This is a genomic window from Rhodococcus sp. OK302, assembly GCF_002245895.1.
In the GTDB taxonomy this organism is placed as follows: domain Bacteria; phylum Actinomycetota; class Actinomycetes; order Mycobacteriales; family Mycobacteriaceae; genus Rhodococcus_F.
On sequence record NZ_NPJZ01000001.1, the window covers coordinates 2,943,467 to 2,957,403 of the forward strand.

At 61.5% G+C, this 13,937-nt stretch carries 13 protein-coding genes; all 13 read left to right on the forward strand.

Features of this window, described 5'->3' with window-relative positions:
• The first annotated feature begins 44 nt into the window (after window positions 1-44).
• The 13 genes from BDB13_RS13510 (at window position 45) to lpqB (ending at window position 13,894) form a co-directional block, all read left to right on the forward strand.
• A complete protein-coding gene (locus tag BDB13_RS13510) occupies window positions 45-1,139 on the forward strand; it encodes a tobH protein (RefSeq protein WP_094272094.1) in 1,095 nt (364 codons plus the stop codon).
• Window positions 1,139-2,356 carry a mannose-6-phosphate isomerase, class I gene (gene manA, locus BDB13_RS13515; protein WP_094272095.1) on the forward strand — a complete coding sequence of 406 codons (1,218 nt, stop codon included), beginning with the start codon at window positions 1,139-1,141 and terminating at the stop codon, window positions 2,354-2,356. The genes BDB13_RS13510 and manA overlap by 1 nt, the downstream gene beginning before the upstream one ends.
• 29 nt (window positions 2,357-2,385) lie before the next feature.
• Window positions 2,386-3,312, forward strand: a complete 927-nt coding sequence (locus tag BDB13_RS13520; protein WP_094272096.1) for a cation diffusion facilitator family transporter — start codon at window positions 2,386-2,388, stop codon at window positions 3,310-3,312.
• A gap of 110 nt (window positions 3,313-3,422) precedes the next feature.
• Window positions 3,423-4,919 (forward strand): amino acid permease, encoded by a 1,497-nt coding sequence (locus BDB13_RS13525; protein ID WP_094272097.1) that lies wholly within the window; start codon window positions 3,423-3,425, stop codon window positions 4,917-4,919.
• Window positions 4,920-5,029: 110 nt separating this feature from the next.
• On the forward strand, window positions 5,030-6,271 hold the full coding sequence (locus tag BDB13_RS13530) for an alkane 1-monooxygenase (protein ID WP_094272098.1): 1,242 nt from the start codon (window positions 5,030-5,032) through the stop codon (window positions 6,269-6,271).
• On the forward strand, window positions 6,268-6,453 hold the full coding sequence (locus tag BDB13_RS13535) for a rubredoxin (protein WP_094272099.1): 186 nt from the start codon (window positions 6,268-6,270) through the stop codon (window positions 6,451-6,453). Before BDB13_RS13530 ends, BDB13_RS13535 begins: the two co-directional genes overlap by 4 nt.
• Window positions 6,450-6,632: a rubredoxin gene (locus BDB13_RS13540; protein ID WP_094272100.1), complete on the forward strand. Its 183-nt coding sequence runs from the start codon at window positions 6,450-6,452 to the stop codon at window positions 6,630-6,632. Before BDB13_RS13535 ends, BDB13_RS13540 begins: the two co-directional genes overlap by 4 nt.
• A 33-nt stretch (window positions 6,633-6,665) precedes the next feature.
• On the forward strand, window positions 6,666-7,286 hold the full coding sequence (locus tag BDB13_RS13545) for a TetR/AcrR family transcriptional regulator (protein WP_094274895.1): 621 nt from the start codon (window positions 6,666-6,668) through the stop codon (window positions 7,284-7,286).
• An 85-nt stretch (window positions 7,287-7,371) separates the two neighbouring features.
• Window positions 7,372-8,850 carry an adenosylhomocysteinase gene (gene ahcY, locus BDB13_RS13550; RefSeq protein WP_094274896.1) on the forward strand — a complete coding sequence of 493 codons (1,479 nt, stop codon included), beginning with the start codon at window positions 7,372-7,374 and terminating at the stop codon, window positions 8,848-8,850.
• Between the two features lie 76 nt (window positions 8,851-8,926).
• Window positions 8,927-9,571, forward strand: coding sequence for a dTMP kinase (locus BDB13_RS13555; protein WP_094272101.1), 645 nt, complete (start codon window positions 8,927-8,929; stop codon window positions 9,569-9,571).
• Window positions 9,572-9,684: 113 nt separating this feature from the next.
• Window positions 9,685-10,362, forward strand: coding sequence for an MtrAB system response regulator MtrA (mtrA, locus tag BDB13_RS13560; RefSeq protein WP_094272102.1), 678 nt, complete (start codon window positions 9,685-9,687; stop codon window positions 10,360-10,362).
• Window positions 10,359-12,104 (forward strand): MtrAB system histidine kinase MtrB, encoded by a 1,746-nt coding sequence (gene mtrB / locus BDB13_RS13565; RefSeq protein WP_094272103.1) that lies wholly within the window; start codon window positions 10,359-10,361, stop codon window positions 12,102-12,104. The genes mtrA and mtrB overlap by 4 nt, the downstream gene beginning before the upstream one ends.
• Window positions 12,101-13,894, forward strand: a complete 1,794-nt coding sequence (gene lpqB / locus BDB13_RS13570; RefSeq protein WP_094272104.1) for an MtrAB system accessory lipoprotein LpqB — start codon at window positions 12,101-12,103, stop codon at window positions 13,892-13,894. The genes mtrB and lpqB overlap by 4 nt, the downstream gene beginning before the upstream one ends.
• The last annotated feature ends 43 nt before the right edge of the window (window positions 13,895-13,937 follow it).

The window sequence follows — 13,937 nt, forward strand, 5'->3', positions numbered from 1 at the left end:
GGACACTGCGAGAGAATTTGGTACGGAGAAGGGGGTGCGGTGAAATGACAGCTCCGACGCCGCTTCTCGACCTCGACGACAGTGACGGTTTGTCTGCTGCCGATTTCGAGGGGCTACTGCGTTCGGTAGCCATGGGGGGCGCACAGATTCGCTCGACAGCTTCGGCAGTTGCCGAGGGTGTACTCGATCGGCTGGCCGGATTACGGCCACGAAGCATCGTGCTGGTCGCCGGGTCCGGGGGCGCCAGGCATGCTGCCCGGATCGCCGTCGCTCTGCTCGGTAACTCGGTCAGTTGTCCGTTGGTCCTGTTGGACCGGACACCGTCATGGGTAGGTCCACTCGACGTCGTGGTTGTCGCGGGTGACGACGCCGGCGATCCGAGGCTGGTGGAATCCGTCGACGGCGGCGTCCGTCGCGGCGCAGAAGTTGTCGTGGCGGTTCCCGAAGAAGGTCCGATGCGTGCCGCCGCGGCCGGCCGAACCATGTCCCTGGCACCACGGGTATTCACCGCCCCACGCCATACGATGATGCGTTTTCTTGCAGTCTTCGCCGCCGTTGTCGCCGCGATCGACAACCGTGATCACAGTGCGGCGGGACCGTCGTTTCTCGATCGCATCGCGGATGCCGTCGATGCGGAAGCAATCAGCGACGGGCCGACAAACGAGGTCTTCCACAACCCGGCAAAATCGTTGGCCACTCGCATGCGTGACCATCGCGTCGTGCTGTGCGGCAGCGGCGCACTCGCGACTGCGTTCGCTGAATATGCAAGTGCTTCACTTCTGGCATCCGGGCATTCTGCTGCCGGCGCGGAGCTCTCCGATGTGATCGCCGCCGCTCGGTCACTGTTCGTCCCGGCTGGTGGCGCACGTGATTCGGTGTTCCACGATCCGTTCTTCCATGATCCGGAGTTCGACGGGGCACTCCCGGTCGACCCCGTTCGTGTTTTCGTTTTTGCCATGGAAGCGGGCCGCGGGGAGGCCACACGCAGGATCGATGCGCTGGCAGATGCAGATTTGGTGGTAGCCGCGCACGACGACACAGCCGACACGGGGGTATCGGAAATGCAACAACTTTTTGTTTTGGCGTCGCGTCTGGACATGGCGTCGGCGTACGTGCAGTTGACGGGTGGTGCGCGGTAGTGCAAGAACTCGAAGGTGCTTTGAGGTCGTATGCGTGGGGGTCGCGTACGGCCATCGCGGAGCTTCGCGGGCGCCCCGTACCGTCGGCGCATCCCGAGGCAGAATTGTGGCTGGGTGCGCATCCGGGTGATCCGGCTCTCGTCGTCGACGAGAACGGCACTGAATCATTGCTCGAGGTGCTGCGCCGCGACCCGGCAGGACAGTTGGGTTCTGCCAATGTCGAAGCATTCGGCGAGCGGCTGCCGTTCCTGCTGAAATTGCTCGCGGCCGAAGAACCGTTGTCGTTGCAGGCCCATCCGAGCGCCCGGCAGGCTGCAGAGGGTTTCCGCCGGGAAAACGAGCTGGGCGTGCCGATGGACGCATCGATTCGCAACTACAAGGACGGTAGTCACAAGCCTGAACTTGTTGTCGCTTTGAGTCGGTTCGAGGCTCTCGCGGGGTTCCGTGAACCGACGCGGACGGTCAAGATGCTGCGCGCGTTGGCGGTAGCCGAACTCGAGCCGTATATCGGCCTCCTCGAAGGACAACCGGACTCCGACGGACTGCGCGCGCTGTTCACGACGTGGATAACGCTGCCGTCCGCTGCGCTCGGGACGTTGCTGCCGGCGGTACTTTCGGGATGCATCAGTTACGTTTCGCAGCGTGACGTCGAGTTCGCGCCAGAGATACGCACGGCGCTCGAACTCGGTGAGTCGTACCCCGGCGACGCCGGAGTGCTGGCTGCGCTGCTCCTCAACCGAGTCACGCTCGAGCCTGGTCAGGGGATCTTCCTGGCTGCCGGGAACCTGCATGCCTACCTGCACGGACTGGCGGTCGAGATCATGGCGAATTCCGACAATGTCTTGCGCGGTGGATTGACCCCGAAACACGTCGATGTTCCCGAGTTGCTTCGCGTCCTGGATTTCAACGGTGCCGACATCTCGGTTCTCGAGCCGGAACCGGGGCCGGGTTCGGCGGAATTCATCTATCCGACACCGGCACCGGAATTCCGGTTGACGCGGATCGAATTCGGCGAAGGAACGACGGAGAGCGTCGTACCGGCGGGTGGTCCGAGAATTTTGATCTGCACGGCCGGCGCGGTGACGGCTCGATGTGGAAGCAGTGAACTCGACCTCGGCGCGGGGCGGTCCGCGTGGATTTCTGCGGACGAGCCGGCTGTTCGGATATCGGCGAAAAGCATGCATGCGCAGGTATTCAGTGCTTCGGTTGGCCGATAGTTACATTTGTCGTCAGACAGGGAGAATTTGTGTCGGCTAGTGGCAGTAAAAAGGCAATTCTCGCGGCATTGGGTGCTAATGCCGGAATAGCGGTAGCTAAATTTGCGGGATTCCTGATCACCGGTTCGTCGTCGATGCTGGCAGAGTCGGTGCACTCTGTTGCTGACACGTCCAATCAGGGACTGCTGCTTCTGGGACAGAAGAAAGCCGAACGTGAAGCAGACCAGCTCCACCCGTTCGGGTACGGGCGTAGTCGATACTTCTATTCGTTTGTTGTCGCTCTGGTCCTGTTCACTCTCGGTTCGATGTTCGCGATCTACGAGGGAATACACAAGATTCAACATCCCGAGGACCTCAACTCGGCGTATGTCGCAGTCATTATTCTGCTCGTTGCGATCGGACTCGAAGGCTTCAGTTTCTGGACAGCCATCAAAGAATCACGGTTGATTAAAGGCGACTCGACGTGGTGGGGCTTCATCCGCAATTCACGGAGCCCGGAACTGCCCGTCGTCCTGCTCGAGGATTTCGGCGCATTGATCGGACTGGCGCTGGCACTTGGCGGCGTCGCGTTGACGATGATCACGGGCAATCCGGTTTTCGACGGTATCGGCACACTCTGCATCGGAATTCTGCTCGGGATCATTGCGATTATTCTGATCGTCGAGATGCAAAGCCTGCTGATCGGTGAGGGCGCTACCAGCGCGGAAACCGATCGGATTCTGGCGGCGCTGGTCGACGGAACCCGCATCGAACGCGTCATCCATTGCAAGACGCAGTACCTGGGTCCCGAAGAACTTCTGGTTGCCGCGAAGGTCGCGGTGCCGTTCGGTTCCACGATCTCGGATGTCGCCGCCGCTATCGACGACGCCGAGGTGCGGGTGCGCGCTGCGGTTCCCGCCGCGCGTGTGATCTACCTGGAACCCGATCTGGACAGGCTCGCGAAAGACGCCAGGTGAGCAATCTTTCCTCTACAGGCTTAGGCTGAATGCATCTCTGTTGCCACTGACGGGACCGGCTGGTCCAGCTTGCCGCCCGCGGTATGTAGTCGGTCTGCAAGGAGGCGGCTGTGGCCATCAAGGACGAGCAAGCCGGATCGCGACGTTCAAAACTGTTCCGAACCAAATCGATTGAGCAGTCGATCAAGGACACCGACGAACCGGAGACCAAACTCCGAAAAGAGCTGAACTCCTGGGATCTCACCGTGTTCGGTGTCGCGGTGGTCATCGGCGCAGGAATCTTTACACTTACGGCCCGGACGGCAGGTAATGTCGCCGGGCCGTCAGTGTCTCTTGCGTTTGTCATCGCAGCATGTGCCTGCGGACTCGCAGCACTGTGTTACGCCGAATTTGCGTCGACGGTGCCCGTCGCCGGTAGTGCGTACACGTTCTCCTACGCCACATTTGGTGAATTCGTGGCGTGGATCATCGGCTGGGATCTCATTCTCGAATTTGCGTTGGCATCCTCGGTGGTGGCCAAAGGCTGGTCCCTGTATCTCGGTGAGGTGATGGGTTCGCACAGTCCGATAGTCGAATTGGGGCCGATCAAATTCGACTGGGGAGCGGTGCTGGTTGTCGCCGTCATCACAGTGCTGCTTGCCACGGGCACCAAACTGTCCTCGCGGGTCTCGTTGGTGATCACGGCGATCAAAGTGGCGGTGGTGCTGCTGGTGATCATCGTGGGCATGTTCTACATCAACACCGACAACTACACGCCGTACATCCCGCCGTCCCAACCGGCGTCGACGGGTGAGGGTATCCACCAGTCGCTGTTCTCCTACGTGACGGGAGCCGGCGGAAGCTCGTTCGGCTGGTACGGATTGTTGGCGGCGGCGAGTTTGGTGTTCTTCGCGTTCATCGGTTTCGACGTGGTCGCGACTACCGCGGAAGAGACGAAGGATCCGCAGAAGGCGTTGCCGCGGGGGATTCTCGGTTCACTGCTGATCGTTACTGTCCTGTACGTTGCCGTGACGCTCGTGCTGACAGGCATGGTCAACTACCACGTCCTCGAAGGTGATACGTCCAATCTTGCAACCGCATTCGCGTTTCATGACATCACTTGGGCGAAAAACGTCATCTCGTTCGGAGCCCTCGCCGGTCTGACGACGGTGGTGATGGTGTTGATGCTCGGTCAGACTCGTGTGCTCTTCGCGATGGCTCGCGACGGTTTGATGCCGCGCCGGCTTGCGCCGACCGGGAAGCACGGAACTCCGGTACGGATCACGGTGTTGGTCGGTGTGGTGGTTGCAGTGCTGGCCGGTGTTTTTCCGATCGGCACCCTGGAAGAAATGGTGAACATCGGAACGCTGTTCGCGTTTGTTCTGGTTTCGATCGGTGTGCTGGTTCTGCGTCGGACGCGACCGGATCTGCCCCGTGGATTCCGTGTTCCGCTGGTCCCGTTCGTGCCGATTCTGGCGGTGCTGGCGTGCCTGTGGCTGATGTTCAACTTGTCGGTGGAGACCTGGCTGCGGTTCATCGTGTGGATGGCTCTCGGCGTAGTCATCTACTTCGCGTACAGCCGACAGCATTCGATGATCGGCAAGCGGGAACGCGGGGAAGTTCCCTAAATTTACAAAATCACTCGTTTGTCTATCCTTTGGACAAAATGCATTGTATTGTCTACTTCATGGTGAACTGACTCACAATGGTGGGTCGATTCGAATGGAGGAGGCACACCGTGTCGACACACGTGAGCGCGCAGTCCGGGCCGGCAACGCCGCCCGCGGAATGGCGCGACAAGAAGCGGTATCTCTGGCTGCTCGGCCTGGTTCCGCCTACTTCGGTGTTCATCGCCGTCGGAATGGTCGCACTGTTCAACAGCATCGGGTGGGCCGGCGTCTCGCCCGTGTGGTGGTGGATCGGGCCGCTACTTGTGTATGTTCTGCTGCCGATTCTGGACATCTTCTTCGGCCCCGACGGTGAGAATCCGCCCGACGAGGTCATGGAACAACTCGAGAATGACAAGTACTACCGGTACTGCACGTACATCTACATTCCGTTCCAGTTGGTCAGCCTCGTGGTGGCGTGCTACCTGTGGTCGGCAACCGACTTGTCCTGGTTGGGTCTGGACGGCGGGCTGGGGCTGATCTCCAAGATCGGTCTGGCCATCACTATCGGTTGTGTCGCCGGAATCGGAATCAACACAGCGCACGAGTTGGGTCACAAGAAAGACGACCTCGAGCGCTGGCTGTCCAAAATCACTCTGGCGCAGTCCTTCTACGGACACTTCTACATCGAACACAACCGCGGGCATCATGTGCGTGTCGCGACACCGGAGGATCCGGCGTCGTCTCGGTTCGGCGAGAGCTTCTGGGTCTTCCTGCCGCGAAGCGTGTGGGGTTCCCTGCGATCTTCATGGGAACTCGAGAAGGCTCGATTGGATCGACTGGGTAAGAAGCCGTGGACAATTCGCAATGACGTCCTGCATTCGTGGCTGATGTCCGTGGTCCTGTTCGGAGTGCTGACGGCCGTGTTCGGACTTTCGATCTTGCCGTTCCTGGTGCTGCAGGCGGTGTTCGGTTTCTGCCTCCTCGAAACGGTCAACTACCTCGAGCATTACGGACTCAAGCGCAGTCGGCTCGATAGTGGCCGGTACGAGCGCGCCGCTCCGCAGCACAGCTGGAATTCGGACCACATCTGCACGAACATTTTCCTGTATCACCTACAGCGTCACAGCGATCACCACGCCAATCCGACTCGGCGTTACCAGACGCTTCGGAGCATGGACGGTGCACCCAATCTGCCCAGTGGCTATGCCAGCATGATCATACTGGCCTACGTTCCGCCGCTGTGGCGAAAGGTGATGGACCCCAAGGTGATCGCTCACTACGGTGGTGACATCACGCGCGTCAATGTTCAACCGTCGAAGCGTGAGCGAATCCTCGCTCGGTACGGAGCAGTATCAGGAGGACAAGCATGAGTGCCTATCGATGCCCCGTCTGCGAGTACGTCTACGACGAAGCGATCGGTGCACCGCGAGAAGGCTTTCCGGCCGGAACGCCGTGGACGGCAGTGTCCGACGACTGGTGCTGCCCGGATTGTGGTGTGCGCGAGAAGATCGATTTCGAAGCAGTGTCGATTGAATCAGGAAGTGAATCATGAACGACTACAAGCTGTATCAGTGTGCGCAGTGCGGTTTCGAGTACGACGAAGCCGAAGGCTGGCCCGAGGACGGTATTGCGCCCGGTACTCGCTGGGACGATATTCCGGAGGACTGGAGTTGCCCGGATTGTGGGGCGGCAAAGGTGGACTTCTTCATGGTGGAGGTCGAGCGCGCCTGAACCGGTAGCGTGCGTATCGGTAAAGTCGCTGTCATGACTTCGACGCACGTCCGCCTGCCCCAAAAAGAGGCGTCGCGTCTGCTGCTGCGCAACTCGGTACTCGACTCGATGTGCGAGCTTCTCACCGAGAAAGACTGGTCCGAGGTCACTCTGACGGTGCTGGCGAAGCGCGCCGGAGTCAGTCGGCAAACGCTCTACAACGAGTTCGGGTCACGGCAGGGATTGGCGGAGGCCTACGCGCTGCGATTGGCCGATGGGTTCGTCGACGCCGTCGATGAGGCGATGGTCGCCAATGAAGGCCGCAGCGTTGCCGCACTCATGGCAGGCTTCGGCAGTTTCTTCGCCTCGAGCGCGTCTGATCCTCTGGTGCAATCTTTGCTGACGGGGGAGGCGAAACCCGATCTGCTCCGGCTGATCACCACCGACAGTGCGGTCATTATCGATCGGGCGTCGGCGCGGCTCGCGGAGAGCTTTCAACGGGGCTGGATCCAGGCGTCGGCAGCCGATGCAGGCATTCTGGCCAGGGCAGTTGCGCGGTTGGGGCTGAGCTACATTTCGATGCCGCCGGAGTCCGGGGCGTCCGTGGCGGAGGATCTGGGTACGTTGCTGGGGCCGTTCATCGACGTCGCACGTGGTGCGCGCGGCGGGTTGTGAGGTTCGTCGGATCACGCTGGTGTGCTTATCGGGGTGTTGAGCGGATAGCCTTGAGCGGAGTATGCACGTCAACCAGGAGAGGCAGATGACGACCTCAGTTTCAGCAACACCCGTGGCCGATAGCAGCAACGGAATCGACTTCAAAGTAGCGGACCTTTCGCTGGCCGAGTTCGGTCGCAAGGAAATCCGTCTGGCCGAGCACGAAATGCCGGGCCTCATGGCGCTGCGTCGTGAGTACGCAGATGTGTTGCCGCTCAAGGGCGCTCGCGTTTCCGGATCGCTTCACATGACCATTCAGACCGCAGTTCTGATCGAGACGCTCACGGCGCTCGGCGCCGAGGTTCGTTGGGCCTCGTGCAACATCTTCTCGACGCAGGATCATGCCGCGGCAGCCATCGTTGTCGGCGCGCACGGTACGCCGGAGGAGCCCAAGGGCGTTCCGGTTTTCGCCTGGAAGGGTGAAACGCTCGAAGAATACTGGTGGGCAGCAGAGCAGATGCTGACCTGGCCGGGCGAGCCCGCCAACATGATTCTCGACGACGGTGGCGACGCCACCATGCTGGTGCTCAAGGGCGCGCAGTTCGAGAAGGCCGGCGTTGTGCCGCCGACGGACGACGATCAGGATTCCGACGAGCACAAGGTCTTCCTGGCTCTGCTGCGTCAGTCGCTCGAGGCTGACAAGGGCAAGTGGACTGCCATTGCCGAGTCGGTTCAGGGTGTCACCGAGGAGACCACCACGGGCGTTCTGCGTCTGTACCAGGTTGCCGCTGCCGGCGAACTCACGTTCCCGGCCATCAACGTCAACGACTCGGTCACCAAGAGCAAGTTCGACAACAAGTACGGCACCCGCCACTCGCTGCTCGACGGCATCAACCGCGGCACCGATGTTCTCATCGGCGGCAAGGCTGCTCTCGTCTGTGGTTACGGCGACGTCGGCAAGGGTTGCGCCGAGGCGCTTCGTGGCCAGGGCGCTCGCGTCGCGGTCACCGAGGTCGACCCGATCAACGCTCTGCAGGCACTGATGGACGGCTTCGAGGTCAAGACCGTCGAGCAGGCCATCGGCTGGGCCGACATCGTGATCACGTCCACCGGCAACAAGGACATCATCACGTTCGATCACATGAAGGCGATGAAGCACCAGGCAATCCTGGGCAACATCGGTCACTTCGACAACGAGATCGACATGGCCGGCCTGGAGAAGTCCGGTGAGGTCACGCGGATCAACATCAAGCCGCAGGTCGACGAGTTCACCTTCGCCGACGGTCACTCGATCATCGTGCTGTCCGAGGGACGTTTGCTGAACCTCGGAAACGCGACGGGGCACCCGTCGTTCGTGATGAGCAACAGCTTCTCCAACCAGGTCATCGCTCAGATCGAGCTGTGGACCAAGCCGGAGGAGTACGACAACGAGGTTTACCGTCTGCCCAAGCACCTCGACGAGAAGGTCGCGAAGATCCACGTCGAGGCACTCGGTGGCACGTTGACCAGGCTTTCGAAGGAGCAGGCGGAGTACATCGGCGTCGACGTCGAAGGCCCGTACAAGCCGGAGCACTACCGCTACTGAGCTGGTCCGTTCCAACGCAGTAGTTCTCTCACCGTCCCCCGGTCCGCGTCTGCGGGCTGGGGGATAGGCTTTCGGCGTGGGAATTCTTGTGGCGTTGGAAGGGCTCGACGGAGCCGGCAAGCGGACGTTGATCGGCAAGGTCGTCGACGAGCTCAGGCGGACCGGCACTTCGATAGCGACCCTCGATTTTCCCCGTTACGGGCAATCCATCCATGCTGACCTTGCTGCCGAGGCGCTCAAGGGTGCCCACGGTGACCTCGCTGCTTCGGTGAATGCGATGGCAGTGCTGTTCGCTCTGGACCGGGCCGGTGCTTCATCGCAGATCTCGGAATTGTTGAACGCCAACGACATTGTCCTGCTCGACCGCTACGTGGCGTCCAACGCGGCGTATAACGCGGCCCGGATGCATCAGGGCGTCGACGGTGAAATGGTCGAGTGGGTACGTGATGTGGAACTGAACCGGCTGGGACTGCCGGCGCCTGACCTTCAGTTGTACCTCGATGTTCCGGTAGCGCTGGCGGAGGAGCGAGCCCGCGGCCGTGAGGCTGAGGATGCCACCCGCGAGCGCGATGCCTACGAGCGTGACGGGGAGCTGCAAATCCGGACGGGCGCGCTCTACTCACAGCTGGCCGCAACCGAATGGGTGTCGCCGTGGTGGGTCATCGGCCCCGACACGGACCCCTCCGATCTCGCTCGAAAACTGGCCGATTTCACGCGATGAATCGCGATCAGAGCGTGAATCGGAAGTTTCCGGCACAGTAGAGGGAAACGCGCGGCACGCCGCACAGTCACGTAACAGACAGATTCACCACTCGAAGATGCAACGATAGGGACATGAAACCAAGGATTCTGGTTGTCGACGACGACACGGCACTCGCCGAGATGCTCACGATTGTGCTGCGTGGTGAGGGATTCGATCCCTACGTTGTAGGCGATGGAACCCTGGCGCTCGCAGCAGTGCGTGAGACTCGCCCCGACCTCGTTCTGCTCGACCTCATGCTTCCGGGCATGAACGGTATCGACGTCTGTCGGGTCCTGCGGGCGGATTCCGGTGTTCCGATCGTGATGCTCACCGCCAAGACCGACACCGTCGACGTCGTGCTGGGCCTCGAGTCCGGGGCCGACGACTACATCATGAAGCCGTTCAAGCCCAAGGAACTGGTCGCCCGCGTTCGAGCGAGACTACGACGCACCGAGGACGAGCCTGCCGAGCTGCTCAGCATTGCCGACGTCGTCATCGACGTACCGGCACACAAAGTCAGCCGCGGCGGTGAACAGATCTCGCTCACCCCACTCGAATTCGACCTGTTGGTCGCACTCGCCCGGAAACCGCGTCAGGTGTTCACCCGCGAGGTCCTCCTGGAACAGGTGTGGGGTTACCGCCACGCTGCCGACACCCGGCTCGTGAACATCCACGTTCAGCGTCTGCGCGCCAAGGTCGAAACTGATCCCGAGAATCCCGAAGTGGTTCTGACGGTGAGGGGTGTCGGCTACAAGGCCGGACCGCCGTGAGCGGTGTCTCTCGATGGCGTCGCCGCCTTAATCGGTGGCTGACGCCATTTCTGCGGTGGTGTCACTCGCTGAGTAACACCCTCGCTCACACGTGGCGACGCTCGCTTCAGTTGAGAGTGGTCGTCTCGACGCTGTCGTTGTCGTTGATCGTCATCGTCATTCTGGGTGTTGTTCTCACCAGCCAGATCACCGACAGGCTTCTCGAAGCGAAGATCACTGCGGCGACGGAGGAGATGGATCGCGCGCGGGGGATCGTCGAAGATCAAGTGGCCGGTGCCGACGGCAATCTCGAAGCGCAACTCGAGAGCGCGGCGTCGAGTTTGACCAGTCGCAATCAACCTGCCGGTCAGGCATCTGGTTCTGCGGGTACGTTCGATCCGGTTCTCATCGTGCAAGGTGGCGGGCCGCGGCAACCGACTTCTGCCGGCCCGGCCGAACAGATTCCCGCGAACCTACGTGAGTTCGTCCAGAACGGTCAGATCGCGTACCAATTCGCGACAGTCGCGAATCCTGGCGGTTACTCGGGCCCGGCGTTGATCATCGGAAGTCCGACGGCGTCGTCGATCTCCAATCTCGAGTTGTATCTCGTGTTTCCGCTCGCAAGTGAGGACCGCAGTCTCTCGCTGGTGCGCAGCACGCTGTTGATCGGTGGCGCAGTTCTGCTGGTCCTCCTGGCAGCGATTTCGCTACTGGTCGCCAGACAGGTTGTGTTGCCCATTCGATCGGCGTCGCGGATTGCCGTGCGGTTTGCCGACGGCCGACTCAAGGAGCGGATGCCGGTTCGTGGTGAAGACGACATGGCTCGTCTCGCAATGTCTTTCAACGAAATGGCGGAGTCTCTTTCGAAGCAGATCACGCAACTCGAGGAGTTCGGCAATCTGCAGAAACGCTTCACTTCGGATGTCAGTCACGAACTGCGCACTCCGCTGACGACGGTTCGGATGGCCGCCGACCTCATCCACGACGGCAGCGAAAGCCTCGATCCGATCCTTCGTCGGTCGTCGGAACTGCTTGTTGCAGAACTTGATCGGTTCGAGGGGCTGTTGGCCGATCTGCTCGAGATTTCCCGTCACGACGCCGGTGTCGCGGAACTTGCGTCCGAACAGCTCGACGTCAGAATGTGTGCGCGTGCCGCGGTGTCCACGGTCCGCCATCTCGCCCGTGAATCCGGCACCGAGCTGATCGTGGATATGCCGGACGAGCCGGTCATCGCCGACGTCGATCCGCGACGAGTGGAACGAGTGCTGCGGAATCTACTGGCCAACGCCATCGATCACGGTGAAGGGAAACCCATCCTGCTCCGCTTGCGCGCCGACGACAATGCCGTGGCCTTCATCGTTCGAGACAGCGGCGTCGGATTGCGTCCGGGTGAAGAGAAACTTGTGTTCAACCGGTTCTGGCGATCCGATCCGTCGCGGGTACGCCGCAGTGGCGGTACCGGACTCGGCTTGGCAATCAGCGTCGAGGACGCGAATCTGCACGAGGGCAAACTGGAGGCGTGGGGCGAGCCCGGCGTCGGAGCGTGTTTCCGTCTGACGTTGCCTCGGGTGCGGGGAAAGAAACTGGTGTCCAGTCCACTTCCCTTGAAGCCGACCACAACCAAGTTCGTGAGGTCACCCTCTGCAGCGGACATGGTCGCAGAAGAGATCGTCGCAGAAGAGGTCGGCGACGTCACCTCGTCCGTTCCCACTCCCCACGAGCAGGACTCTCGAAGCGGTTCGCAAGGCGGCGAGCGTTCATGAAAAATCATCTTCGCCGCGGTGTGCTCGCAGTGATGCTGAGCGCGGTTCTGTTGACCGGGGCGTGTGCGAGCCTGCCTGACTCGTCGTCACCGCAGGCGATCGGGACCCTTGCCACAGTGGCGCCGGGAACGTCGATCGCTCCTCCGGCCGAGGGCCGCGAGCCCGATTTGTTGTTGCGGGACTTCGCGAAAGCCAGCACCGATCCATCGAATCGGCATCTTGCGGCGCGGCAGTACCTGGCTCCCGCGATGTCGGCAAAATGGGATGACGCGGCCAGCGCGACCATCGTCGACCGAGTCGACACGCTCTCCGAATCGCGAACCGACAAGGAAGCCGTCTACACGATTCGGGGGAACAAGGTCGGACGCCTCGAACCCGGCGGTGTGTACGTTTCGGAAGAGGGAAGTTACGAATCCAAGATGACGCTGACACTGGTCGACGGCCAGTGGCGGATCAGTGATCTCCCGTCCGGTGTGATCATGGAGAAACCGGCGTTCCTCGGTGCGTATCAACGAAAGTCGTTGTACTTCCCCGATCCGAGCGGGCAGACCATGGTTCCGGATCTGCGGTGGGTTTCGGGGTCTCAGGATCAGATGGCGTCCCAGTTGGTCGGCTTGTTGATCGACGGACCCAAGTTGGAGCTCGCCGCCGCAGTCCGCAACGAACTCGGTTCCGGGGTGTCCGTGATCGGACCGATAACGAAGGCTGACGGCAGAACAGGTCAGGTCGGTGTCGGTCTCGGCGGCGTCCGGATCGATTTCCGGATCGATCCGGAGGATCCGGCCGATCGCTCGATGGATGATGCGACCCGCGGATTGTTTGCGTCGCAGATCATCTGGACGTTGGCCGGTGCCGACATCTCCGGTCCGTACGTTCTGCTGGTGGGCGGGCAGCCGCTCGACGCGGCCCATCCGGACGGATGGACGACGGCCGATGTGGCGTCCACGAACCCGCTCGCCACTGCCGGTGCCACGGTCGGGCTGCACGCGCTGCTCGGTGGGTCTCTGGTCAGTGTCACCGAGCAAGGCGTGATTCCCGTACCCGGGTTCGCCGGGAACGCCGGAAATCTGGTGTCGGCGTCCTTGTCCCGGGACGGCAAGACCGTCGCCGCCGTCGCCGATACGGCAAAACCCGATCCCGCGACGCGGTTCTCGTTGGCGCTCGGGCCCTACACCGAGGGCGGGGTGCCGGTGCTCGAAGCGCCGGCCATTACGCGGCCGACGTGGGAATTGGACAACAATGCGATCTGGGTGGCAGTCAACGGCAATACCGTGGTTCGTGTGGTGCGCGAACCCACTACCGGCCGCGCATCCGTGACGAATGTGGATGTGGGCGCCTTGATTCCGTTGGGTTCGAACATCACCGAACTCAGGCTTTCACGAGACGGAGTGCGGGCGGCGATGATCATCGACGGCAAGGTGTACCTAGCGGTCGTGGTGAGGATGCCGAGTGGTGTGTTTGCACTCACCAGCCCGCGGGCAGTGGCTCCGGGTCTGGGCAGTTCTGCGCTCGCATTGGACTGGAGCAACAGTGACACCGTTGTGATTGCGCGCAACAATTCTGACGTTCCCGTTGTACAGGTCGCGATCGACGGTTCCCGAATGGACTCGTTGCCCCGAGGCAATCTCACAGCGCCGGTGGTATCCGTGGATGCTTCACCGACCACCGAGTACGTTGCCGACGCCCGGGCAGTGTTCCAGTTGAACAACAACGATCCGGCCGGCGACCGGTTGTGGCGTGAAGTGCCGGGCTTGACGGGGCAGAAGGCAATTCCGGTACTGCCCGGCTGAATGGTCGGCGGGCATCTGTCGGTGCCGTGCCTCAGACTTCCCG

What these genes read in the sequence shown, in the direction of transcription:
- BDB13_RS13510 (WP_094272094.1), top strand. Translation starts at nt 45, where the DNA reads ATGACAGCTCCGACGCCGCTTCTCGACCTCGACGACAGTGACGGTTTG.
- BDB13_RS13535 (WP_094272099.1), top strand. Translation starts at nt 6,268, where the DNA reads ATGAGTGCCTATCGATGCCCCGTCTGCGAGTACGTCTACGACGAAGCG.
- BDB13_RS13540 (WP_094272100.1), top strand. Translation starts at nt 6,450, where the DNA reads ATGAACGACTACAAGCTGTATCAGTGTGCGCAGTGCGGTTTCGAGTAC.
- BDB13_RS13545 (WP_094274895.1), top strand. Translation starts at nt 6,666, where the DNA reads ATGACTTCGACGCACGTCCGCCTGCCCCAAAAAGAGGCGTCGCGTCTG.
- ahcY (WP_094274896.1), top strand. Translation starts at nt 7,372, where the DNA reads ATGACGACCTCAGTTTCAGCAACACCCGTGGCCGATAGCAGCAACGGA.
- mtrA (WP_094272102.1), top strand. Translation starts at nt 9,685, where the DNA reads ATGAAACCAAGGATTCTGGTTGTCGACGACGACACGGCACTCGCCGAG.
- lpqB (WP_094272104.1), top strand. Translation starts at nt 12,101, where the DNA reads ATGAAAAATCATCTTCGCCGCGGTGTGCTCGCAGTGATGCTGAGCGCG.